The organism is Streptococcus sp. HMSC064H09 (assembly GCF_001812625.1).
Lineage (GTDB): Bacteria > Bacillota > Bacilli > Lactobacillales > Streptococcaceae > Streptococcus.
The window spans coordinates 56283-79067 of record NZ_KV809580.1 but is presented as its reverse complement, the minus strand read 5'-3'; the positions used below and the strand labels follow the sequence as shown (position 1 = coordinate 79067).

The following is a 22785-nucleotide window of genomic DNA, read 5'->3' as shown; positions in this document are numbered from 1 at the left end:
TACAATAGAAATAGTTTGAATATTGTGTCAAAGGAGAGCCAATGATTACTGCAAATGATATCGTAAAGGCTAATGAAGTCTTAAAAAACGTGGTGGAACGCACACCACTAGATTTTGATCGCTACTTATCTGAAAAATACGGGGCGACCATTTATATTAAAAAAGAAAATATGCAAAAGGTACGCTCTTTCAAATTGCGAGGAGCCTACTATGCTATTCATCAATTGAGTGATGAGGATAAGGCGCGTGGTGTGGTTTGTGCATCAGCCGGCAACCATGCTCAAGGGGTTGCTTACACTTGTAACGAGATGAGGATTCCGGCAACCATCTTTATGCCAGTAACAACGCCTCTCCAAAAAATTGGTCAGGTCCGTTTCTTTGGTGGCAAGTTTGTAACAATCAAATTGGTGGGAGATACCTTTGATGCTTCTGCTCAAGCAGCACAGGAATATACCAAGTCTGAAGGCATGACTTTCATTGATCCATTCGACGATTATAATGTCCAAGCGGGTCAAGGAACAGTTGCTTATGAAATTTATGAGCAGGCTCAAGAGGAGGGTGTTTCCTTCGATAGTATCTTGGTTCCAGTAGGTGGTGGAGGCCTTATCTCTGGTGTGGCTACTTATATCAAGGATGTGGCACCATCTATGGAAGTTATTGGTGTTGAGGCTAGTGGTGCTCGTAGTATGCGTGCTGCCTTTGACCGTGGTTATCCTATAAAACTCGAAGAAATTGATAAGTTTGCGGATGGGATTGCTGTTCAAAAGGTAGGTGTCAAGACCTATGAAGTTGCACGTAAATATGTTGACCGTCTCTTGGGAGTTGATGAAGGCTTGATTTCAGAAACCCTAATTGATATGTACTCTAAGGTTGGTACCATTGCAGAACCCGCAGGTGCAGCATCAGTAGCAGCTTTGGAAGTGATTAAAGATGAGATTAAAGGAAAAACCATCGTCTGCATCATTTCAGGTGGTAACAATGATATCAACCGTATGCCAGAGATGGAAGAACGTGCGCTTATCTACGATGGCATCAAGCATTACTTTGTGGTTAACTTCCCACAACGTCCTGGTGCCCTTCGTGAATTTGTAAATGATATCTTGGGACCAAATGATGATATCACTCGTTTTGAGTACATCAAACGTGCTAATAAAGGAAAAGGTCCAGTTCTCATTGGTATCGCTCTTAGTGACAAGAACGATTATGATGGACTTCTCGATCGTCTTTCAGCCTTTGACCCAAGTTATATCAACCTTCACGGTAACGAAACACTTTACAATATGCTTGTCTGAGGACAGGTTCACATAATGAAAAAAGAACTGACAAAGTCGGTTCTTTTCTACTTTAACCTAGCTATACGGAGGCACTAAGGCTTTATCTTCAAATTAAAACCTCAGTATTGCTACTGAGGCTTTCTTTATTCGATAATCAAGAGTCCATCTTTAATGGCGAATGGATTGTCTTTATTGATGCGGTCGTAGAACATGATACCGTTAGTATGGTCGATTTCATGTTGAACAACAATTGAGTTGTACCCACGGAGCTTAACACGTTGCTTTTCTCCCTCTTTGTTGTAGTATTCAACAGTTACTCGAGCATGACGAACCACATAACCAGGAACGTCGCGGTCGACTGAGAGGCATCCTTCTCCATCACCCAAAGCAGCATCCTGAACAGAATGGGCAACTACTTTAGGGTTGTACATGATTTCTTGAAGGCTATATGCTTCTTTTGGTGGATTACCTTCAGCGTCTTCAGGGTTTGGAACGAGAACCGCGATAATGCGTTTTGAAATATCCAATTGTGGGGCTGCAAGACCGACTCCCCCACGAAGCCCCATTTTTTCAGCAATAACAGGATCTTGTGAATTACGAAGAAACTGCATCATTTTTTCACCTAGGATAATGTCTTCGTCTGATAGTGGGAAGGTTACATCTTCAGCGACAGCACGCAAGGTTGGGTTTCCTTCGCGAATGATATCATTCATATCAATCATATGGCTGGCGCGGATAATTTTGGTTTGAGCGTCCATTTGTTTACCTCTATTTTCTTTGATTTACTTGTTTATAACTATAGCACAAAAGGGTTGAAAATTAAACCATCAAGGATTAAAGTGAAGCTTTTTCTAATCGATAAAAGCCAGTTTTTCCAAGGTTTGTCGTTGTAAAATACGATAGGTCTTAAAAGCTTCTTTTTCAATAATTCCTTGATCGATAAATTGTTTGATGACTCGTTGCACATGGCGATAGCTAGTCCCAAAACGGGAAGCTAAAATGGATGGTGATAATTGAAAGATATTCTCTTCTTCACTATTCAAAATATGGGTGGCCAGACGCTCTTTGACAGAGTAACTCGCATTTGTTGAAGCAGTAATACCTTGCTTATGCAGTGCCATAGCCAGGTTACGTCCAATTTGGTAGAGAAAAACAGGGTCTTTGAGGAGTTCTTCTTTATTATTTAATGGGAGCTGAACTGCTTGAACCTCTTCTAAAGCAATGACTGATGATCCTGCTGGTTGGTTGGTCATGAGTTCTACATCTCCCAATATCTGAGGCTGATTGAGCGTTTCTAGGATATGTTCTTTACCATTGAAGAGAGAACGAACAATTTTTACCTTTCCTGATAAAATGTAGGTCAGCTCAGTGATAGCTTGCCCTTGGGTACAAATATAATCGTTTTTTTGAAAGGTGACTTTCTGTAATTGGTTGAGGTAGGGGGGTGGAAAGACCTGGTCAAGTTGAGGTCTTATGTCATGATTACGCATACATCTCCTTATTTAGGACCTAGGTCCTATTTTTTAAAGTCTCCTTAGATTATAATGAAAAAATAACTATTAGACAAGTAAGGAAAGGATGTTCTTATCCCTATATTATGACACGAATTTTAGAAAAAATGAGCCTGCTTGGGCTATCCTTGCTCTTGATTTCGGCCTTTTCGATTTCAACAGCGTTACCACCTATGTTGGACTACTATAGCCCAAGTTTTTCTGCCGCGCAAGTGGAGCTTTTAGTATCTGTCCCTTCATTTTCCGTAGTAGCGATGCTCTTACTTAATTCATTTATTGACAAAAGGTTAAGTGATAGACAGCTAATTGTGACTGGATTGCTTTTACTTAGTAGTGCTGGGATTTTTCCTTTTTTTGTACAAGCCTATCCTCTTGTCTTACTGTCACGTATTGCTTTTGGGATGGGGATTGGCCTTATCAATGCTAAGGCGATTGCCATCATCAGTCAACGTTTTCAAGGTAAAGAACGGGTTCAGATGTTAGGTATTCGTGGCTCCATGGAGTTGATTGGTGGAGCTTCGTGTTCTCTTTTGGTTGGTCAACTATTGAAAATCCATTGGACCTTTGCCTTTCTTATTTATGGTCTTGGTTTTGTGATTCTGACCATGTACCTCCTTTTTGTGCCAACGATGGATCAGGTGGAGAGGAAGCAGATTACAGAAAGTAAACAAGGTCTAAACAAAAAAGACCTTAGTATGATCCTTGGCATGGCCCTTTTAGCAGGATTTGTTATCTGTATTAATTCTTCGATTAGTTTGCGCGTGCCTCTATTTCAGGTTGCTGGTAATACCATTGCGAGTGGGCAATCAGCTTTAGTACTTAGTTTAGAGCAGGGAATTGGAATTGTAGCTGGACTAAGTTTCGCTTCTCTTATAGGATATTTTAAGAATCATCTTTTGCATATAGTGATGTTTTTATTGGCGGTTTGTCTCTTTGGGATGTCAGTGGCTAGTAACTTACCGATTTTGATTTTATCCTCAGTTGGTGTTGGTTTCTTCTATAGTACTGTTTTGACAATTATCTTTAACCGACTTTCTGAGCGTATTGCTAGAAATCTGTTGAACAAAGCGACAGCCTATGTCCTCTTGGGGTGTAACCTAGGGTCTGCCCTCTCTCCTTATGTTTTGAAATTATTGGCACTTGTATCTCCAAGTTTTAGTTGGATTTTCCTAGCCTATGCTATAGTAAGTTTCCTACTTTTCCTTGGGTTTTTGATGAAATCAAGAATGACAAAAAAGTCTAAGATGTAGAAATCTAAACAGTGAATCTTGTGATTGACAAAGATTAGTAGATAAGCTAAAATAGAGAGGTCGTAAAGACAAACCAACTCTTTCTTGGTTTTAGGAGAGCCAATCCTAAGACTCGGATGGAGCAAAAAAAGGAGAAAAAACATGGCAATCTCAAAAGAGAAAAAAAATGAAATCATTGCTCAATACGCACGTCACGAAGGTGACACTGGTTCAGTAGAGGTTCAAGTTGCTGTCCTTACTTGGGAAATCAACCACCTTAACGACCACATTAAACAACACAAAAAAGACCACGCTACTTACCGTGGTTTGATGAAAAAAATTGGTCACCGTCGTAACTTGTTGGCATACCTTCGCCGTACAGACGTTAACCGTTACCGTGAGTTGATCAGCTCACTCGGACTTCGTCGTTAATTCAAGATACAAAGACCGTTAAAAGCACAAAGCAAAAATAGGAAAATTGACGAAGAAACTTTAGTTTTTAGGAGATTTTATCTTTTTTGCCAAGTGCTTAGGCCTTGTTCAATTGAATACACGAAAATGGAACTGCTCTATAATGGGGCAGTTTTTCTTTTTCACTAGGATTTTAGCCCGAGTTCAGAACAGCTCTCTAGATTCAGAGGGCAGTTTTGCTGTATTCATCTAAGAATTTCTTACGATGATAAATCTATAGAGCAAGCAAAAGACCTCCAGGTTTAATTCTGGAGGCTTCTCTATCTTAAAATCTTTTTGATAACTGTTTGAAATTGAGGGAGTTGATGGATAGCGGTTCCGACAAGGATACCTAGCATATTTAAGGCGATATCTCCTAAATCAAAGACTCCCAAATGTCCAAAGTACTGAATGGATTCGACGGTGAAAAGGGTCAGGAGACAAAGTAGGAGATTACTCAATCGTGAAGAAAAGAGGAGTCCCAGAGGAATGAACATTAATAGGTTCATGACGGGAACGAAGTGGCTCCCCCAGTATAATTCCCGAGCGAAGGAAAGGGGATTAAGTGAGAGACCTTGGGTACCAATGTTTTTCAAGAAAAGTAGGTAGAAGAGAGCAAGAAAGTAAATGAAGTAGAGTAGGAGCAGTGTCTGTTTTTTCAGCTGTCTAGTAAGAAGGAGTTTCAAAAAAGCATAGACAAAGTAACTAAGCAGGACTATGATGACTAGGTTGAGTAAGACTTGGAAGTAGGAGCCATAATGGGCGATGTAATGAACGTATTGTTCGAGATGGCCCCTATAAAACCAATAAGACAAGCACAGTGATAGGCTTCCTAGTAAGATGTTACTCAATGTTTTTAATGTTTTTGCCACTTTGCTCCTCCATTTGCATATGATGAGTACACATTATATCAAAAAAACGTTTAAAGAAAGTTAAGAAACTGTAACGAAGTTTTGGTAGAATGGAAAAATAAGGCAGAATCAAAGACTAAAAAGGACTTTGAAACAGCAACTCTACTTTTGACTAACAATTTAATAGTTTTTGTAAACAGGCTATGAAAGCTTATAAAATAATTAAATTTAAAAAATTAGGAGTCAGCATCTTGTTTCGGGATTATTAAAATGTTATTATATAGTAGTGAATTTTTAACATAAAAAGGAGTTCGTCTTATGAATAAAAAGGTTTTGGCGACAGCTGGAATTGCAGCACTTGCAGTTTCTGCTACAGTTGCTAAAGCTGATGAGGTAACGACAAACGATCAAGCCTCAACAACAGCATCAGTATCATCGACAGCTACACAAGCTGTCCCAACTCAAGCCCAAGTTGAAGCGGCTAGAGAACAAGCCAACGCTGCAAATCAAGCAGTATCGCAACAAGAGTCAGTAGTTGCTAATCGTGAAGCAGTTGCCAACCAGGCTCAAGCAAATCTAGCGACAGCAGATGCTAACTTGCAAAAGGCACAAACAGCAGCCGATGAAGCAAGCCCAGAAACTATTGCTGCCGCTCAAGGTCAAGTAACTACTGCAGAAAATGCGGCTAAGGAAGCTAAGTCAGCAGTCGAAACAGCTCAATCAGCAGAAAAAACTGCCAAAGATGCAGCAGACAAACAGCAAGCTGTCGTTAATACAGATCAAGCTAATGTCAATGCAAAAGCTACTGAAGTGGCTAATGCTCAAAAATCAGTAGATGCCGCTAAAGCAGCCCTTAATGGTTCTAGCGCTTCTGAGGCAGCTTCGAATCAGGCTAAAGCACAATCAGCTTTTGATGCTGCAACAGCAGCTGAGAAAAAAGCTCAAGAAGAATTGGCAGCCGCTCAGGCAGCTGATAAAGAAAAAGCTACTGCTATTTCAGCTAAAGAAGGGCAATTGACTGCAGATCAAAATGCAGCAAACCAAGCTAAAGCAGCTTATGAGACTGCTCAAACAGTAGCTAATGAAAAGTCAGCTGCTCTTGCAGCCGCTGAAGCAGCTAAGAAAAAAGCAGAATCTTCAACAACTTCAACAGCTAATGTTCGTCAAAAATTCTCAGTGTCACAAGAGTATGTCAATGCTCTTAAGATTCATGAGTCTAAAACAGCGACCGCAGCAGAAAAAGCTCAAGCTGAACAAGTCTTGAAGAACGTTAATAAACGTGATCGTGGTAACAATAGTTATCAAGATAATGAAGCGGATAAAAATGTTAAAATTAGTGATTTGAATAACCTTAGTGAAGCTCAAATTACAGATTTGTCATTGTATGCTTCAAGTTTGATTAACCAAATTCGTACAGCCTTTGGTACAACTCAAACATCTGTTTCAAAAGGTAGTGTTCTTGCGGCTGACCGTGTTTCAGATGGTTATGTAGCAGATAACTGGGGTTGGGAAGCTATTACCCATAAACGACATGATAGTGCCGCCCTTGACCGTGCTGGTAAGTCATTTAATAGTGTAAGTATTGGTGAAAACCTTAATACATGGCAAGGTTTGACAGGACCATTTACTCTTAACGACATTAAGAAATATGTCTATGAAGCTATGCTTGACTTCATGTTTAACGGTAATGAGTGGAACCATGCTCGTTCTATCTCTGGACTTACAGCAGATGGTGGTGAGTCTTACATTGGAACAGACATCAGTGTTGTTGCCGGTGCCTTTAACGTTCACGTAAACAATGTCAATAAAAATTCTATCGCTTCTGATAGTAGCTTTGACACAACTAAGATTGCTAACCCATATGAAGGTAACCAATCTCAATCATCTTCAAATGCAAATCTTGCTGCTGCAAAAGCAGCTTATGAAGCTGCTAAGCAAGCTAACGATCAAGCTCAAAGTGACTTGGCTAGCAAGAAAGCGGCTTCTGAGTCAGCAACTCTTAAGCTTAAGAATACTCAGTCAGAACTTGCAGCTCTTAAAGCGACTGCAAGCAAGTTGGCAGCTGCTCAGAATAACCTTTCTGAAAAACAAGCAGCCCTTGCAACTGCTAAATCAGAATTGGAAAAAGCTAACGCTGCAGTTGAAAACCTTAATGCTAACGCACAAGAAAAAGCAGCAGCCCTTAGCAAAGCTCAAGCAACTCTTGATGAAAAACAAGCAGAGCTTAAAACAGCTAAAGATAAACTTGCGACAAGTTCTGCAACCTTGCAACGTTTGACAAATGCATACAACGCTGCTAAGCAAGATACTGCTAAGAAACAAGTAGCATTGACACAAGCTAACCAAGCCTTGACTGATGCTAAGAACCGTGTAGCAGCCCTTACAAATGCTTCAGGTAACCTAGCTAAGGCTAAAGCAGAACGTGCAACAGCCTTTGCCAAATTTACTGCGGCGAAAGCAGCTCTTTCAACTGAACGTGCGAAACTTGTTGAATTGTCAGCTAAGCGTGATAAATTAACGAGCGAATACACAACTGTTCAAACAGCTTTCGATAACTACATGAAAGCTAAGGCAGACAAAGAGCGTCAAACACAATTGGCTAAAGAGTTCGCTAACATTACATCTAAAGGTCTTACACCAGTACCTGTTTACGATGTAGATGGGAAAGTTATTGCTTTCACAACACAAGAACAAGCAGCTCAAACTGTAGCTCAAGTTCCTGTAAATTATGGTCAAACAAAAGCTGAGAAACAAGCTCCTGTACAAGAAGCAGACAGCTTGCCAGAAACAGGTGAGTCAACTGCAGTTGGATTCAGTCTTGTAGGTCTCTTCATGACACTCTTGGCCTTTCTTGGTTTCGTTGACAGACGTACACGTCGTAACTAATCATTATAGACAAAAAAACGGCAACTGCCGTTTTTTTGTATGTCTGAGAATCTAAAAAAGTTAAGGCCGAAACCTTAACTTTTTTGTTTTTAACCCAAGAAACGTTTGAGGAATTCCTTAGTACGTTCTTCTTTAGGATTTTCAAAGATTTGTTCTGGGCTACCTTGTTCAGCAATTACCCCTTTATCCATGAAGATGACACGGTCTGAAACATCACGTGCGAACTCCATTTCATGGGTAACGATAATCATGGTCAAACCAGTTTCAGATAGCTCCTGCATAGTCTTGAGTACTTCCCCTACCATTTCTGGGTCAAGGGCTGAAGTTGGCTCGTCAAAGAGGATGGCTTCTGGATCAACAGAGAGGGCACGAGCGATTGCTACACGTTGTTTTTGTCCCCCTGAAAGTTGCTTTGGTTTAGCTTTCCAGTATTGTTCCCCCATACCAACTTTCTCCAAGTTAGCTTTGGCGATGCTTTCAGCTTCTTTACGGTCACGTTTGAGAACAGTTGTTTGAGCTACGATAGCATTTTCCAAGACATTAAGGTTTTCAAAGAGGTTGAAGGATTGGAAAACCATACCGAGTCTTTCACGATAGGTAGTGAGGTCGTAACCTTTTTCAAGGACGTTGTCCCCATGATAGAGGATTTCACCACCTGAAGGTGATTCGAGTAGGTTAATAGAGCGAAGGAAGGTTGATTTCCCTGAACCTGAAGAACCAATAATTGAGATAACCTCACCCTTTTTGACGCTGAGGGAGATATCTTTGAGGACTTCATTTTTTCCGTATGATTTTTTGAGGTTTTTAATTTCTAAAATCGTCTCAGTCATTAGTGAACCCCTCCTTGTGTGTAAGTATCTTGATCCAAACGGCGTTCTACATAACGCAAGATGCGTGTCACTGTGAAGGTAAGGACAAAGTAGATTGCTGCGATAACAAAGAATGTTTGGAAGTATTGATAAGTTTGGCTTGCGACAGTGTTACCTGCGAAGTAAAGTTCCACAACAGAGATAACGTTCAAAACAGAGGTATCCTTGATATTGATAACGAACTCATTACCAGTAGCTGGCAAGATGTTACGGATAACCTGTGGAAGAACAATCTTACGCATGGTTTGACCATGGGTAAATCCAAGAGCAGTTGCAGCTTCAAATTGTCCTTTATCTACAGCGAAGATACCACCACGAACGATTTCACTCATGTAGGCTCCAGTGTTGATAGAAACGATGAAGACAGCTGCTAGGGTACGGTCAATATTGATACCAAAGGCCTGGGCAGTACCGTAGTAGATAACCATAGATTGTACAATCATTGGCGTACCACGGAAAACTTCGATATAGACATTAAGCACCCAACCGAAGAGTTTTTGGAGCAAGGCTACAAATTTATTAGCAGCCTTAGGAGCTGTGCGGTAAACACCAATCATAAGACCGATGAAAGTACCCACAACTGTACCGATAATTGAGATAAGAAGGGTAATTCCTGTACCACGTAAGAATTGTGGCCAGTTCTTAGCGATGATATTGCTCATCTGACTAAAGAAGTTTCCTTTTTTAGCCTCATCAGTCTTATCTGCAGGTTGAATGTCAATGATGTGATCCATCAGTTTAGCACGTTCCTCTTGGCTGATTCCAGCAAGGACCTTATTGACTTGTTCCATTTGCTGGCTGTCTCCTTTGCGAAGGCCGACGGCCAAGGAGACGTCATCGTCTGAAACCTGGAAACCACCATCTTTAAGCGTAATCATCTTATATTTTGAGCTAGCTTCTTCGGCAGTTTTTGCTTCAGGACGCTCTGAAACATAACCATCGCTGATACCAGATGCAAGGGCTTGGCGCATAGCACCGAAGTCTCCCATAGCTGTTTGTTTGCTGACGTCTGGGATTTGGTCAATTAAATTATAGAGATAAACCCCTTGTTGAGCTGTGATTTTAGCATCCTTGAAGTCTTTGAGGCTCTTAGCGTTGGCATAATCACCATCAGAGCTAACAACCATAACAGGCTCACTTCGGTAGTAGCTATCTGAAAAGTCAATTTCTTGACGACGTTCAGCTGTTGGACTCATACCAGCGATAATCATATCGATTTTGCCAGAAGTGAGGGCAGGAATCAAACCTGTCCAAGCTGTTTTGACCACCAAGGGTTTCTTACCTTGGGCTTGAGCAATTTTTTTAGCGATTTGCACGTCATAACCGTTGGCATACTGTTTAGTACCTTCGATTGGAACGGCTCCGTTTGAGTCATCGTCCTGTGTCCAGTTGAAAGGTGCATAGGCAGCCTCCATACCGACACGGAGATACTCGTCTGCTTGAGCGCTTGATACCCCACCAAAAACGAGGAGGAGCGCTGCAAAGCAGGCTACAATAATTTTTTTCATTGAAACAATGTCTCCTATAAAAATGTCATACCTTACTATTTTACAGGAAATTAGGACTAATGACAATAAGCTGGGATTAGAAAAACAATCTCTATATCAAGATTGTCTTCAAATACAAGTTGTAATTTGATATAATGGGAAGGACAATTTGGAGCCCTGATCATTTTTGGTGTGATGGGGCTAGCATTTTAAAACGGAGATAATTATGCAAACGGCACAATTTATTATTGAATTACTAAAAGCAGTCTTTCTTGGGATTGTCGAAGGAATCACAGAGTGGCTACCTATTTCATCTACAGGTCACTTGATTTTGGTTAATGAATTCTTGAATTTGAGACAGAGTAAAGATTTCATTGATATGTTTAATATCGTAATCCAACTTGGTGCTATTCTTGCGGTTATGGTCATCTACTTTAAACGCTTGAATCCCTTCCAACCTGGTAAGACAGCACGTGAAGTGCAGTTGACTTGGCAACTTTGGCTCAAGGTGGTCATTGCCTGTATTCCTTCAGCCTTCTTTGGGCTTCTTTTAGATGACTGGATGGAGGCTCATCTCAGTAATTTCTTTGTAGTAGCTATTATGTTGGTGGTCTACGGGATTGCCTTTATTTGGATTGAGGACCGCAATCGACGTGTAGAGCCTAAGGTAACGGATTTGGCACGTATGTCTTACAAGACAGCTTTCTATATTGGTCTTTTCCAAGTCTTGAGTATCATTCCAGGGACAAGCCGTTCAGGTGCTACTATTCTTGGGGGTATCATCGTTGGTACTAGTCGTAGCGTAGCTGCTGACTTCACTTTCTTCCTTGGTATTCCAACCATGTTTGGTTACAGTGGCCTTAAGGCAGTTAAGTACTTCATTGACGGAAATACTTTGACAGGTGGACAAGCAGCTATTCTCTTGGTAGCTAGTGTGACAGCCTTTGTTGTCAGCTTGTTCGTGATTCGCTTCTTGATGAATTACATTAAGAAACATGATTTTACAGTTTTCGGAAAATACCGTATCGTGCTTGGTATTATTGTGCTTCTCTATGGAGCTGTTAAACTTATTTTTGGATAATTACTTTTAAGTAAACTGAAAAGGACTTCAATTGGAGTCCTTTTTATCTGGTTTTGAAGTCATTTGTGGATAAGTTTTCCAAAGATGAGATAAGCCAGCAACCATAGGACCAGTCCGCAAGTTAAGAAGCTAGCTAGGATTTTCAAGAAGTCCACGACATTATGCAAGGGATACCATCCGGACAAACAGAGGATTGGAAGAATGGTAACACACATGATAGAGAAGTGGAGCAGTGATTGCTGTTTGAGCGATAAACGGTTATCGTCGTAAATGGGAGCAGTTGCTAGTATGATGGCGACAATTAGCCCCGTAAGAAAGGTAGATTTGTTTACTTGATGAGGTTGCCCCGACAAGTAGAGAAAGAGCGTCAATAAACTCGTTATTCCCCCAGCAATGCTAGCTCGTAGCCACCCTTTTTTGTAGGCAGTCATGGTCATCACCTCCACGTATAGTTTCATTTATATTATATCGCTTTCTGGGGGAGATGACAGGTATTAATGGGGAAATACAAGGTTTTGTTAGCATTAAGAAGTTTTTAGAAACCCTATCCTAAATAAGACGCAAACTTGCTCAGAAATTGCTATCTCTTGGCTTTTCTAGTATAATGAAATAACTACTCGTGCGAGGTTTTTTACATATGGAAATGAAACAAATAAGCGAGACAACTCTAAAAATCATGATTACCATGGAAGATCTTGAAGAACATGGTATGGAATTGAAAGATTTCTTGATTCCCCAGGAAAAAACAGAGGAATTTTTCTACACTGTCATGGATGAGTTGGACTTGCCTGATAACTTTAAAAATAGCGGGATGCTGAGCTTCCGTGTCACGCCACGCAAGGACCGTGTGGATGTCTTTGTGACTAAATCAGATCTTAAGGAAGACCTTGATTTCAACGATTTGTCAGATATGGACGACTACTCAGGGCTTTCTCCAGAAGAGTTCCTCAAGGCTCTTGAAGGTAACTTTATGGACAAGGGGGATATCGAAGCACACCATAAGCTCGAAGAACTTGAGAAGACCTTGGAAGAAGTTGATAAGGCTATGACAGAGCCTACCAAGGAAGTGGCTGAAGAAAATATTCGTGAAGACTATACCCACTATGTCTTGGCTTTCTCTGACTTTGATCAAGTAGTGACCTTTACACAAGGCTTGAAGAATGTACCTGTTGAAGGTTCTGAGCTTTATAAACTTGGGAATGTCTACTATATGACAATCCTTCTTTACTTGGCTGATGAGCCTGATTATTACGCGAACAATATGTATGCGCGTTTTCTTGAATATGCGAATGTGGCAGACCGAACACGTGCCTACCTACAAGAGCATGCAACAATTTTGATGGAAGAGGACGCCTTACCGGTACTACAAGCAACGAAATGGAGCTAAGACATGCCTTGGACCATTAACTATATATTCGTTTTGATTGGGACCTTTTTGATTGCCATTGTGGCGACTCCTTTGGTACGCTCTTTGGCCTTACGTGTCGGAGCTGTTGACAATCCCAATGCAAGACGTATCAATAAAAAGCCAATGCCTAGTGCTGGTGGTCTAGCTATTTTGTTGGCCTTTGTACTAGCGACCTTGGTCTTTATGCCTATGATTATTCATAAGGATATCTGGCATGTTTCCTACATCAGGTACATCTTGCCGGTTGTTGTAGGAGGATCTGTCGTAGCTCTGACTGGCTTCATTGATGATATCTTGGAATTAAAGCCTCTACCTAAGATGCTTGGTATTGTCATTGGAGCTGTCATCGTTTGGGCTTTTACAGACTTCCGATTTGATAGCTTTAAGATTCCATTTGGTGGTCCCATGATTCATTTTGGGCCGGTCTTGACCTTGATTTTAACGGTGTTATGGATTGCGGCCATCACCAATGCCATTAATCTGATTGATGGTTTGGATGGCTTAGTTGGAGGAGTTTCTATCATTTCCCTTATGACTATGGGGGTGATTTCTTATTTCTTCCTCTATGACACTGATATTTTCTTGACCATGACTATCTTTGTCTTGGTGGCTGCCATTGTGGGATTTTTCCCTTACAATTATCATCCAGCGATTATCTATCTAGGTGATACAGGGGCGCTCTTTATTGGCTTTATGATTGGTGTCTTGTCATTGCAAGGGTTGAAAAATGCGACAGCGGTGGCTATTTTGTCACCTGTTATTATCCTTGGAGTGCCAATTGTTGACACAGTGGTGGCTATTGTCCGCCGTAAGTTGTCAGGGCGCCCAGCTATGGAAGCTGACAAGATGCATTTGCATCATCGTCTCCTAGCTATGGGCTTTACTCATCGTGGAGCGGTTCTAGTGGTCTATGCCATCGCTATCCTCTTTTCATTGATTGCCCTCTTGTTAAATGTTTCTAGCCGTCTTGGTGGTATTCTCTTGCTCTTGAGTTTACTTCTGGGAATGGAAATTCTGATTGAAGGGCTTGAGATTTGGGGCGTTGGTCGAACACCTCTCTTCAACCTCCTGAAATTTATCGGAAATAGTGATTATCGCCAAGCAACCCTGTTAAAATGGAAGCAAGGGCGAAAAAATTAAACATTTGAAAAGCCAAGTAATGGCTTTTTTGTTATAATGATTCTAATTAAGGAAAATGGAAGTTCTCTTTTTGTTTTCCAGAAAATAGCAAGACTATTTTCAAAAAAATAATGCAAATTAGCGAGCGACTGCTCGCTGTATATATGAAAAAGGAGTATACAATGTCTGTACTTGAAATCAAAAATCTTCATGTTTCTGTTGAAGATAAAGAAATCTTGAAGGGTCTTAATTTGACTCTTAAAACTGGTGAGATTGCTGCTATCATGGGTCCTAACGGAACTGGTAAATCTACCCTTTCAGCTGCTATCATGGGTAATCCAAACTATGAAATCACAGAAGGGGACATCCTTTTTGATGGTGAAAGTATCCTTGACTTGGAAGTTGACGAACGTGCACGTCTAGGTCTTTTCCTTGCTATGCAATACCCAGCTGAAATCCCAGGAATCACAAATGCTGAGTTCATCCGTGCGGCTATGAACGCTGGTAAAGAAGATGACGAAAAGATTTCTGTTCTTGATTTCATCACTAAATTGGATGAAAAGATGGAATTGCTTGGTATGCGTGAAGAAATGGCTGAGCGTTACCTTAACGAAGGTTTCTCAGGTGGTGAGAAAAAACGTAACGAAATTCTTCAATTGCTCATGTTGGAACCTAAGTTTGCTCTTCTCGATGAGATTGACTCAGGTCTTGATATCGATGCCCTTAAAGTGGTTTCAAAAGGGGTTAACGCTATGCGTGGCGAAGGCTTTGGTGCCATGATTATCACTCACTACCAACGTCTCTTGAACTACATCACTCCAGATGTCGTACACGTGATGATGGAAGGTAAAGTGGTTCTTTCAGGTGGTCCTGAATTGGCTGCTCGTCTTGAGCAAGAAGGTTATGCGAAAATCGCTGAAGAGCTCGGTTACGAGTACCACGAAGAAGCGTAAGTCTGTTACTCGAAATAACTAGAAAAGGAGTAACCTATGTCAAAAGAATCTATTATCGCTTTTTCACAAGCAAAAGCAGAGCCACTTTGGTTGCAAGACCTTCGTCAAGCAGCCTTTGATAAGCTTGAAAGCTTGGCTCTTCCAAAAATTGAGCGTGTTAAATTCCACCGTTGGAATCTCGGTGATGGAACGATTACTGAAAATGAACCATCAGCAAATGTACCTGATTTTACAGCGCTTGGAAACAACCCTAAATTGGTCCAAGTAGGAACAAATACTGTACTTGAACAATTGCCAGCTGACTTGATTAGTCAAGGTGTGGTCTTCACAGACCTGACGACTGCTCTTGAGGAAATCCCAGAAGTCGTTGAAGCCTTCTTTGGTAAGGCTGTAGCCTATGATGAGGACAAATTGGCAGCTTATAACTATGCCTATTTCAATAGTGCAGCGGTCCTTTACGTACCAGATAATGTTGAAATTGACTTGCCAGTTGAAAGCTATTTTTACCAAGATGGAACTTCAAATGTTCCATTTAACAAACACGTTTTGATTGTGGCTGGTAAAAACAGTAAATTGACTTACCTTGAGCGCTTTGAAACGCTAGGTGAAGCGACTGAAAAAGCTAGTGCCAACATTTCAGTTGAAGTCATTGCTCAAGATGGTGCACAAGTTAAGTTTGCTGCTATTGACCGTTTGGGCGAAAACGTTACAACTTATATTAGTCGTCGTGGTCGTATCGGTCGTGATGCCAGCATTGACTGGGCTCTTGGTATCATGAACGAGGGCAATGTTATTGCTGACTTTGATAGTGACTTGATTGGTAATGGAAGTCATGCCAACCTTAAAGTTATTGGTCTTTCATCAGGGCGTCAGGTTCAAGGAATTGATACTCGTGTAACTAACTATGGTAACAACTCTGTGGGACATATCCTACAACATGGTGTTATTTTGGAACGTGGTACCTTGACTTTCAATGGTATTGGTCACATTGTCAAAGGTGCTAAGGGTGCTGATGCACAACAAGAAAGCCGTGTTCTAATGCTTTCTGACAAGGCACGTTCAGATGCGAACCCAATCCTCTTGATTGACGAAAACGAAGTTACGGCAGGGCATGCTGCTTCAATCGGTCAGGTGGATCCAGAGGATATGTATTACCTCATGAGTCGTGGACTTGATCAAGACACTGCAGAACGTTTGGTTATTCGCGGTTTCTTGGGAGCGGTTATTACCGAAATTCCAGTTAAAGAAGTACGCGATGAAATGATTTCTGTAACTGATACAAAACTAAACAAACGTTAGGAACTATCGACGCAGATAGTCTAACCTATAATATATCTAGATAGGGAGATAAGATGTCAGCTTTAGATGCCTATAAGATTCGACAAGATTTTGCCATTTTAGATCAGGTAGTTAATGATGAACCTTTGGTATACTTGGATAATGCAGCAACGACCCAGAAGCCTCAAGTCGTTTTGGACGCTCTCATGGCTTACTATCATGAGGACAATGCCAATGTTCACCGTGGTGTACATACCTTGGCTGAGCGTGCAACAGCTACTTACGAAGCTAGTCGTGAAAAGCTTCGTCAATTTATCAATGCTAAATCAACCAAAGAGGTCCTTTTTACCCGTGGAACGACGACAGGTCTTAACTGGATTGGTCGTTTTGCAGAGCAGGTTCTTGAGCCAGGAGATGAGGTGATTATTTCAATTATGGAACACCACTCGAATATCATTCCTTGGCAGGAAGCTTGTAAGAAGACGGGGGCTAAACTTGTTTACGCCTACTTGAAAGATGGCCAATTGGATATGGAAGATTTGGCCAACAAGATTACTGAAAAGACAAAATTTGTCAGTCTAGCTCAGGTTTCTAACGTTTTAGGTTGCATCAATCCTGTCAAAGAAATTGCCAAGCTCGCCCACCAAGTTGGTGCCTATATGGTGGTGGACGGTGCCCAATCGGCGCCTCACATGGCTACTGATGTTCAGGATTTGGATTGTGATTTCTTCACCCTTTCTGGACATAAGATGTTAGGTCCAACAGGGATTGGGGTTCTTTACGGCAAGGAAGAGATTCTTAACCAGATGAATCCTATTGAATTTGGTGGTGAAATGATTGATTTCGTTTATGAACAGGAAGCCACTTGGAAGGAATTGCCCTGGAAATTTGAGGCTGGTACACCTAACATTGCGGGGGCTATTGCTCTTGGTGCTGCTGTGGACTACCTCTCTGCTTTAGGTATGGAAAATGTTCATGCTTACGAGCAGGAGTTAGTAGACTATGTTTTGCCTAAACTTCATGAGATTGAGGGATTGACAGTCTACGGTCCAGATAATCCTAGCCAGCACGCAGGTGTTATTGCCTTTAACATTGATGGGCTTCATCCTCATGATGTGGCGACTGCCCTTGACTATGAAGGAGTAGCAGTGCGTGCAGGTCACCACTGTGCTCAGCCTTTAATCAATCATATAGGTATCTCATCAGCTGCCCGAGCAAGCTTCTATATTTACAATACTAAAGAGGATTGTGACAAGCTTGTAGAGGCAATTCTTGCGACGAAGGAGTTTTTCAATGGCACTCTCTAGACTAGATAGTTTATATATGGCTGTTGTGGCCGATCACTCTAAGAGCCCTCACCATCATGGTGTTCTACCTGATGTGGAGCAACTTCAACTGAATAATCCGACTTGTGGAGATGTTATCAATCTGTCAGTAAAATTTGATGGTGACGTGATTGAAGACATTGCCTTTGCTGGAGATGGTTGTACCATTTCTACAGCGTCATCAAGTATGATGACGGATGCGGTTATTGGTAAAACTAAGGCAGAGGCTTTGGAACTAGCGGAGATTTTCTCTCTTATGATTCAAGGAAATCATGAAGATGAAGATAAGCTAGGTGAGGCTAAGCTCTTGGCGGGGGTTTCTAAATTTCCACAACGTATCAAATGTGCAACACTCTCTTGGAATGCCCTTAAAAAAGCTATAGAGAGAAGTGAGCTTTAGGAAGTCAAGGAGCAGTCAGTCTCCTTGCCCAAGCAAAAAGGAAAACGAATCAAACCTTTAATAAAGGAAAATACTATGACTGAAACAAATGAAAAAGTAGAACCAAAACCCATTGATTTGGGAGAATATAAATACGGTTTCCATGACGATGTGACACCAGTCTTTTCAACCGGAAAAGGAATCAGTGAAGACGTTGTCCGTGCCATGTCTGCTGAAAAGGGGGAACCTGAGTGGATGCTTGAATTCCGCTTAAAATCATTGGAAACCTTTAACAAAATGGCTATGCAAGAGTGGGGACCAGACCTTTCTGGTATTAACTTTGATGACCTGACTTATTTCCAAAAGGCATCAGACAAACCTGCTCGTGACTGGGAAGATGTTCCTGAGAAAATTAAGGAAACTTTTGAACGTATTGGTATCCCAGAAGCAGAGCGTGCTTATCTTGCTGGAGCCTCAGCTCAGTATGAATCAGAAGTGGTTTACCACAATATGAAAGAAGAGTACGACAAGTTGGGGATTATCTTTACAGATACGGATTCAGCTCTTAAAGAGCATCCAGAACTCTTCAAGAAGTACTTCTCAAAACTAGTTCCGCCAACAGATAATAAATTTGCAGCCCTTAACTCAGCCTTCTGGTCAGGTGGTACCTTTATCTATGTACCTAAAGGCGTTAAGGTGGATATTCCGCTTCAAACCTACTTCCGTATCAATAACGAAGCAACTGCTCAGTTTGAACGTACTCTTATCATCGTTGATGAAGGTGCCAGCGTTCACTATGTTGAAGGATGTACAGCGCCAACTTACACAACTGCCAGCCTTCATGCGGCTATCGTTGAAATCTTTGCACTTGATGGTGCCTACATGCGCTACTCAACTATCCAAAACTGGTCAGATAGCGTCTACAACTTGGTAACTAAACGTGCTACGGCTAAGAAAAATGCGACTGTTGAGTGGATTGATGGTAACCTTGGAGCGGAAGTAACTATGAAGTATCCATCTGTTTACCTTGATGGAGAAGGTGCGCGTGGTACCATGCTTTCAATCGCCTTCGCCAATGCGGGTCAACACCAAGATACAGGGGCTAAGATGATTCACAATGCACCGCATACATCATCATCTATTGTCTCTAAATCAATCGCCCGTAATGGTGGTAAGGTTGACTACCGTGGACAAGTCACTTTCAACAAGGATTCTAAGAAATCGGTATCTCACATCGAATGTGACACCATTTTGATGGATGATTTGTCTAAATCAGATACTATCCCATTCAACGAAATCCATAACTCACAAGTTGCGCTTGAACACGAAGCTAAGGTTTCTAAGATTTCTGAAGAGCAACTCTACTACCTCATGAGCCGTGGACTTTCAGAACAAGAAGCAACAGAGATGATTGTCATGGGATTTGTGGAACCATTTACCAAAGAACTTCCAATGGAATATGCTGTTGAGCTTAACCGCTTGATTAGTTATGAAATGGAAGGATCAGTTGGGTAAAAGCTCTGATAATCTAAAGGGACCAGACGGTCCTTTTTGTTTTGCTTGAAAAATCAAGAAATGAGCTCTAGCTTAATGTTAGGAAGGGAGTAATTGTAATGATCAGAAAGCGTTTACAGCTGCTATTTAAAAAGATATAATAGATTTGAATAGCAAGTAATGGAGGGGGCTAATATGGGAGTATATAACAGTGACTGGCTACTCAATCAGATTCGTGGGACAGCTAATGTTGTCAGTAAGGCTTTTAAATTTGAGACTCTAGATATTGATTTAGGTCAGGTGGAGGACGAGCGAGGTCGCACTATTGATGGAAATGACTACATTGATGACTTGTTAATCCATGAACAGTATGATCAGGCAACTACCTTCATTCATAGTCAACTCAAGCGTTTGACGACTAATGACTATAATCTCCTTGTCAGTGTCTATATGGAGTATTTGGAGAATTTGCCACCTGTAATAAGGCAGAAACACCATTTTGACGATAGGAAAATAGCAAGTTTGAGGGAAAAACTGTCCGAATTTTCATGGTAGTTTGACAGAGAGTGTGGAAGAGAAACGCCGAGCGTTTACGATTTTTCCACCCTCTTTTTTGTGTTATAATAGAGTCACTATGGATAAATTAATAAAAACAATTTCAGAATCAGGTTCTTTCCGTGCTTACGTTCTTGATAGCACTGAAACAGTTAGAACCGCACAAGAAAAACACAATACATTATCATCATCAACAGTTGCTTTGGGGCGTACCCTTATTGCCAATCAAATCTTGGCTGCTAACCAAAAAGGTGAGAGCAAAATTACGGTTAAAGTTATCGGGAACAGCTCTTTTGGGCATATCATCTCTGTAGCTGATACCAAAGGACATGTTAAGGGCTACATCCAAAATCCAGGTGTGGACATCAAGAAAACAGCAACTGGTGAAGTCTTGGTGGGTCCTTTCATGGGACAAGGGCAGTTTGTTTCTATCATCGATTATGGAACTGGTAATCCCTACACGTCATCAACACCACTTATTTCTGGTGAAATCGGTGAAGACTTTGCCTACTATTTGACAGAATCTGAGCAAACGCCATCTGCTGTAGGTCTTAATGTACTTCTTGACGAAGAGGACAAGGTCAAGGTTGCTGGTGGCTTCATGCTTCAGGTCTTGCCAGGTGCTAGCGAGGAAGAAATCGCTCGTTACGAAAAACGCATCCAAGAGATGCCAGCAATTTCAACGCTTTTGGAGTCTGATGACCATATCGAAGCTCTCTTGAATGCCATTTATGGGGATGAACCTTTCAAACGTTTGTCTGAAGAGGAGCTTAGTTTTGAGTGTGATTGCTCACGTGAACGTTTTGAAAATGCCCTCTTGACACTTGGTAAGGATGAACTTCAAGCCATGAAAGACGAGGACCATGGGGCTGAAATTGTCTGCCAATTCTGTCAAAACAAGTATGAATTTTCAGAAGCTGACTTGGAGGAACTCATCAATGACTAAACTTAATTCGTCCTTCATGATTGGAAACGTAGAGATTCCTCATCGTACAGTATTAGCTCCTATGGCAGGTGTGACCAACTCGGCCTTCCGTACTATTGCCAAGGAATTTGGTGCTGGTCTTGTGGTTATGGAGATGATTTCTGAAAAAGGGCTCCTCTACAATAATGAGAAGACCCTCCACATGCTTCATATTGATGAAAATGAGCATCCAATGTCTATCCAGCTTTTCGGTGGTGATGCTGAGGGCTTGAAGCGTGCGGCTGACTTTATCCAGACCAATACCAAGGCTGATATCGTTGATATCAACATGGGTTGTCCGGTCAATAAGGTAGTCAAAAATGAAGCTGGTGCCAAGTGGCTCAAGGATCCAGACAAGATTTACCACATCGTCAAGGAAGTAACGTCGGTACTTGATATTCCTTTGACTGTTAAGATGCGTACGGGTTGGTCAAATAGTGATTTGGCTGTGGAAAACGCTCTTGCAGCTGAGTCTGCAGGTGTTTCTGCCCTTGCTATGCACGGCCGTACTCGTGAGCAGATGTACACAGGCCACTGTGATCACGAGACTTTAGCCCGTGTTGCTAAGGCTATCACCAAGATTCCATTTATCGGAAATGGTGATGTTCGAAGCGTTCAAGATGCTAAACTCATGATTGAAGAACTTGGTGTAGATGCTGTTATGGTGGGTCGTGCAGCTATGAACAATCCTTACATTTTCACGCAAATCAACCACTTCTTCGAAACAGGAGAGGAGTTGCCAGAGCTTCCATTTGATAAGAAATTGGACATCGCTGAAGACCACCTCAAACGTTTGGTAGACCTTAAAGGTGAAAAGATTGCTGTCCGTGAATTCCGTGGTCTTGCACCACACTATCTTCGTGGAACAGCGGGAGCAGCTAAGGTTCGTGGCGAAGTCTCACGTGCCGAGTCTGTGGCTCAGGTCGAAGAAATCTTTGCAACTTTGCGATAAATCTATATCTGATGAAAACTTAACCAGCTTGGTTAGGTTTTTATTTTACCTTTATTCTTCCTTGATAGTGATGATAGCCCATCACCAATCTTTTTCTTGGTCCTCCCTTGCAAAACCTTGGTATTTTCGATATAATTAACTGGTTAAGTAAATGGAGAAAGCAATGCTAGAACTAGAAGAACAAGTAAATCAATTGATTAATCAGATTTTGCTCAAGGCTGAAAATCAGCATGAGCTCCTCATTGGTCAGTGCCGTAGTCAGGTTAAGTTGACCAATACTCAGGAGCATATTCTCATGCTTTTGTCTGAGGGACGAAAGACCAATTCTGAGTTGGCTAAGACCCTCAATGTTAGCCAGGCTGCTGTTACCAAGGCAGTTAAAACCTTGGTCAAAGAGGGCATGTTGGAGGCTAAGAAAGATAAGGATGATGGGCGCGTGACCTACTTTGTCTTGACACAAGAAGCTCAACCCATAGCCCAAGAGCATGAGGAACACCACCAAGAGACCTTGGGGGTCTATCGGTCTGTATTGGATCAGTTCGATAATCAAGAGCGTCAGGTGATTGGACGTTTCTTGACAAAATTAGCAGAAAAAATCGAGGATTAAGATGCGCTATATTACAGTTGAAGGACTGAGCTTCCAGTATGATTCGGAGCCTGTTCTGGACAATATTCACTATCATTTGGATTCTGGGGAGTTTGTGACCCTAACTGGGGAAA

At 41.5% G+C, this 22785-nt stretch carries 22 protein-coding genes and 1 pseudogene; 17 read left to right on the top strand and 6 right to left on the bottom strand.

Annotated elements, in window-relative coordinates; genetic code table 11:
- Positions 1-41 precede the first annotated feature (41 nt).
- Positions 42-1292, top strand: a complete 1251-nt coding sequence (gene ilvA / locus HMPREF2867_RS05390; protein WP_048673985.1) for a threonine ammonia-lyase IlvA — start codon at positions 42-44, stop codon at positions 1290-1292.
- A gap of 125 nt (positions 1293-1417) precedes the next feature.
- On the opposite strand, the gene def is transcribed toward ilvA, so the two are convergent.
- Positions 1418-2032, bottom strand: coding sequence for a peptide deformylase (gene def / locus HMPREF2867_RS05385; protein ID WP_003095026.1), 615 nt, complete (start codon positions 2030-2032; stop codon positions 1418-1420).
- Between the two features lie 93 nt (positions 2033-2125).
- Positions 2126-2764 (bottom strand): Crp/Fnr family transcriptional regulator, encoded by a 639-nt coding sequence (locus HMPREF2867_RS05380; RefSeq protein WP_070576250.1) that lies wholly within the window; start codon positions 2762-2764, stop codon positions 2126-2128.
- A gap of 107 nt (positions 2765-2871) precedes the next feature.
- On the opposite strand from HMPREF2867_RS05380, the gene HMPREF2867_RS05375 reads away from it, so the two are divergent.
- A complete protein-coding gene (locus HMPREF2867_RS05375; RefSeq protein WP_070576247.1) occupies positions 2872-4035 on the top strand; it encodes an MFS transporter in 1164 nt (387 codons plus the stop codon).
- 141 nt (positions 4036-4176) lie between these two features.
- Entirely contained in the window at positions 4177-4446 is a 270-nt protein-coding gene (rpsO, locus tag HMPREF2867_RS05370; RefSeq protein WP_008535715.1) for a 30S ribosomal protein S15, read from the top strand.
- Between the two features lie 299 nt (positions 4447-4745).
- Here rpsO and HMPREF2867_RS05365 read toward each other — a convergent pair whose 3' ends face one another.
- The gene (locus tag HMPREF2867_RS05365; protein WP_070576244.1) at positions 4746-5336 is read right to left on the bottom strand and encodes a VanZ family protein; all 591 of its coding nucleotides are present in this window, start codon (positions 5334-5336) and stop codon (positions 4746-4748) included.
- Positions 5337-5633: 297 nt separating this feature from the next.
- On the opposite strand from HMPREF2867_RS05365, the gene HMPREF2867_RS05360 reads away from it, so the two are divergent.
- Positions 5634-8201, top strand: a complete 2568-nt coding sequence (locus HMPREF2867_RS05360; protein ID WP_070576242.1) for an SEC10/PgrA surface exclusion domain-containing protein — start codon at positions 5634-5636, stop codon at positions 8199-8201.
- 89 nt (positions 8202-8290) lie between these two features.
- Here the strand turns inward: HMPREF2867_RS05360 and HMPREF2867_RS05355 are convergent, their stop codons facing one another.
- Positions 8291-9031, bottom strand: coding sequence for an amino acid ABC transporter ATP-binding protein (locus HMPREF2867_RS05355; RefSeq protein ID WP_002886432.1), 741 nt, complete (start codon positions 9029-9031; stop codon positions 8291-8293).
- Positions 9031-10578 carry an ABC transporter substrate-binding protein/permease gene (locus HMPREF2867_RS05350; RefSeq protein ID WP_070576239.1) on the bottom strand — a complete coding sequence of 516 codons (1548 nt, stop codon included), beginning with the start codon at positions 10576-10578 and terminating at the stop codon, positions 9031-9033. The genes HMPREF2867_RS05355 and HMPREF2867_RS05350 overlap by 1 nt, the downstream gene beginning before the upstream one ends.
- A 205-nt stretch (positions 10579-10783) precedes the next feature.
- Between HMPREF2867_RS05350 and HMPREF2867_RS05345 the strand changes: the two genes are divergently transcribed.
- Positions 10784-11638 (top strand): undecaprenyl-diphosphate phosphatase, encoded by an 855-nt coding sequence (locus tag HMPREF2867_RS05345; RefSeq protein ID WP_037598902.1) that lies wholly within the window; start codon positions 10784-10786, stop codon positions 11636-11638.
- A 59-nt stretch (positions 11639-11697) separates the two neighbouring features.
- Here HMPREF2867_RS05345 and HMPREF2867_RS05340 read toward each other — a convergent pair whose 3' ends face one another.
- Positions 11698-12069 (bottom strand): DUF3021 family protein, encoded by a 372-nt coding sequence (locus HMPREF2867_RS05340; protein ID WP_002889766.1) that lies wholly within the window; start codon positions 12067-12069, stop codon positions 11698-11700.
- Positions 12070-12275: 206 nt separating this feature from the next.
- Between HMPREF2867_RS05340 and mecA the strand changes: the two genes are divergently transcribed.
- The 12 genes and pseudogenes from mecA to HMPREF2867_RS11185 all read left to right on the top strand — a co-directional run.
- Positions 12276-13025 (top strand): adaptor protein MecA, encoded by a 750-nt coding sequence (mecA, locus tag HMPREF2867_RS05335; protein ID WP_070576236.1) that lies wholly within the window; start codon positions 12276-12278, stop codon positions 13023-13025.
- Positions 13026-13028: 3 nt separating this feature from the next.
- On the top strand, positions 13029-14186 hold the full coding sequence (locus HMPREF2867_RS05330) for a glycosyltransferase family 4 protein (RefSeq protein WP_037598909.1): 1158 nt from the start codon (positions 13029-13031) through the stop codon (positions 14184-14186).
- A gap of 161 nt (positions 14187-14347) precedes the next feature.
- A complete protein-coding gene (sufC, locus tag HMPREF2867_RS05325; RefSeq protein ID WP_002883600.1) occupies positions 14348-15118 on the top strand; it encodes a Fe-S cluster assembly ATPase SufC in 771 nt (256 codons plus the stop codon).
- A gap of 36 nt (positions 15119-15154) precedes the next feature.
- Positions 15155-16417 carry a Fe-S cluster assembly protein SufD gene (gene sufD / locus HMPREF2867_RS05320; RefSeq protein WP_048790376.1) on the top strand — a complete coding sequence of 421 codons (1263 nt, stop codon included), beginning with the start codon at positions 15155-15157 and terminating at the stop codon, positions 16415-16417.
- 53 nt (positions 16418-16470) lie between these two features.
- Entirely contained in the window at positions 16471-17703 is a 1233-nt protein-coding gene (locus tag HMPREF2867_RS05315) for a cysteine desulfurase (protein WP_070576233.1), read from the top strand.
- Positions 17690-18121, top strand: a complete 432-nt coding sequence (gene sufU, locus HMPREF2867_RS05310; RefSeq protein WP_070576230.1) for a Fe-S cluster assembly sulfur transfer protein SufU — start codon at positions 17690-17692, stop codon at positions 18119-18121. The genes HMPREF2867_RS05315 and sufU overlap by 14 nt, the downstream gene beginning before the upstream one ends.
- A 75-nt stretch (positions 18122-18196) precedes the next feature.
- Positions 18197-19615, top strand: a complete 1419-nt coding sequence (gene sufB / locus HMPREF2867_RS05305; protein ID WP_002883666.1) for a Fe-S cluster assembly protein SufB — start codon at positions 18197-18199, stop codon at positions 19613-19615.
- Between the two features lie 174 nt (positions 19616-19789).
- Positions 19790-20149, top strand: a complete 360-nt coding sequence (locus HMPREF2867_RS05300; protein ID WP_070576227.1) for a hypothetical protein — start codon at positions 19790-19792, stop codon at positions 20147-20149.
- Between the two features lie 79 nt (positions 20150-20228).
- Positions 20229-21095: an Hsp33 family molecular chaperone HslO gene (gene hslO / locus HMPREF2867_RS05295; RefSeq protein WP_070576224.1), complete on the top strand. Its 867-nt coding sequence runs from the start codon at positions 20229-20231 to the stop codon at positions 21093-21095.
- The gene (gene dusB, locus HMPREF2867_RS05290) at positions 21088-22065 is read left to right on the top strand and encodes a tRNA dihydrouridine synthase DusB (RefSeq protein ID WP_070576221.1); all 978 of its coding nucleotides are present in this window, start codon (positions 21088-21090) and stop codon (positions 22063-22065) included. Before hslO ends, dusB begins: the two co-directional genes overlap by 8 nt.
- 163 nt (positions 22066-22228) lie before the next feature.
- Positions 22229-22672, top strand: coding sequence for a zinc-dependent MarR family transcriptional regulator (locus HMPREF2867_RS05285; RefSeq protein ID WP_038675197.1), 444 nt, complete (start codon positions 22229-22231; stop codon positions 22670-22672).
- Between the two features lies 1 nt (position 22673).
- Positions 22674-22785 (top strand): annotated as a pseudogene (locus HMPREF2867_RS11185) (zinc ABC transporter ATP-binding protein); the annotation flags it as partial.

Bases quoted from the DNA above. Each gene is read 5' to 3' on its own strand.
- HMPREF2867_RS05330 (WP_037598909.1), top strand. From the start codon at position 13,029: ATGCCTTGGACCATTAACTATATATTCGTTTTGATTGGGACCTTTTTG.
- ilvA (WP_048673985.1), top strand. From the start codon at position 42: ATGATTACTGCAAATGATATCGTAAAGGCTAATGAAGTCTTAAAAAAC.
- mecA (WP_070576236.1), top strand. From the start codon at position 12,276: ATGGAAATGAAACAAATAAGCGAGACAACTCTAAAAATCATGATTACC.
- dusB (WP_070576221.1), top strand. From the start codon at position 21,088: ATGACTAAACTTAATTCGTCCTTCATGATTGGAAACGTAGAGATTCCT.
- HMPREF2867_RS05375 (WP_070576247.1), top strand. From the start codon at position 2,872: ATGACACGAATTTTAGAAAAAATGAGCCTGCTTGGGCTATCCTTGCTC.
- hslO (WP_070576224.1), top strand. From the start codon at position 20,229: ATGGATAAATTAATAAAAACAATTTCAGAATCAGGTTCTTTCCGTGCT.
- HMPREF2867_RS05315 (WP_070576233.1), top strand. From the start codon at position 16,471: ATGTCAGCTTTAGATGCCTATAAGATTCGACAAGATTTTGCCATTTTA.
- sufC (WP_002883600.1), top strand. From the start codon at position 14,348: ATGTCTGTACTTGAAATCAAAAATCTTCATGTTTCTGTTGAAGATAAA.
- sufD (WP_048790376.1), top strand. From the start codon at position 15,155: ATGTCAAAAGAATCTATTATCGCTTTTTCACAAGCAAAAGCAGAGCCA.
- HMPREF2867_RS05380 (WP_070576250.1), bottom strand. From the start codon at position 2,764: ATGCGTAATCATGACATAAGACCTCAACTTGACCAGGTCTTTCCACCC.
- HMPREF2867_RS05300 (WP_070576227.1), top strand. From the start codon at position 19,790: ATGGGAGTATATAACAGTGACTGGCTACTCAATCAGATTCGTGGGACA.
- HMPREF2867_RS05340 (WP_002889766.1), bottom strand. From the start codon at position 12,069: ATGACTGCCTACAAAAAAGGGTGGCTACGAGCTAGCATTGCTGGGGGA.
- HMPREF2867_RS05345 (WP_037598902.1), top strand. From the start codon at position 10,784: ATGCAAACGGCACAATTTATTATTGAATTACTAAAAGCAGTCTTTCTT.
- HMPREF2867_RS05355 (WP_002886432.1), bottom strand. From the start codon at position 9,031: ATGACTGAGACGATTTTAGAAATTAAAAACCTCAAAAAATCATACGGA.
- def (WP_003095026.1), bottom strand. From the start codon at position 2,032: ATGGACGCTCAAACCAAAATTATCCGCGCCAGCCATATGATTGATATG.
- HMPREF2867_RS05285 (WP_038675197.1), top strand. From the start codon at position 22,229: ATGCTAGAACTAGAAGAACAAGTAAATCAATTGATTAATCAGATTTTG.
- rpsO (WP_008535715.1), top strand. From the start codon at position 4,177: ATGGCAATCTCAAAAGAGAAAAAAAATGAAATCATTGCTCAATACGCA.
- sufB (WP_002883666.1), top strand. From the start codon at position 18,197: ATGACTGAAACAAATGAAAAAGTAGAACCAAAACCCATTGATTTGGGA.
- HMPREF2867_RS05350 (WP_070576239.1), bottom strand. From the start codon at position 10,578: ATGAAAAAAATTATTGTAGCCTGCTTTGCAGCGCTCCTCCTCGTTTTT.
- sufU (WP_070576230.1), top strand. From the start codon at position 17,690: ATGGCACTCTCTAGACTAGATAGTTTATATATGGCTGTTGTGGCCGAT.
- HMPREF2867_RS05360 (WP_070576242.1), top strand. From the start codon at position 5,634: ATGAATAAAAAGGTTTTGGCGACAGCTGGAATTGCAGCACTTGCAGTT.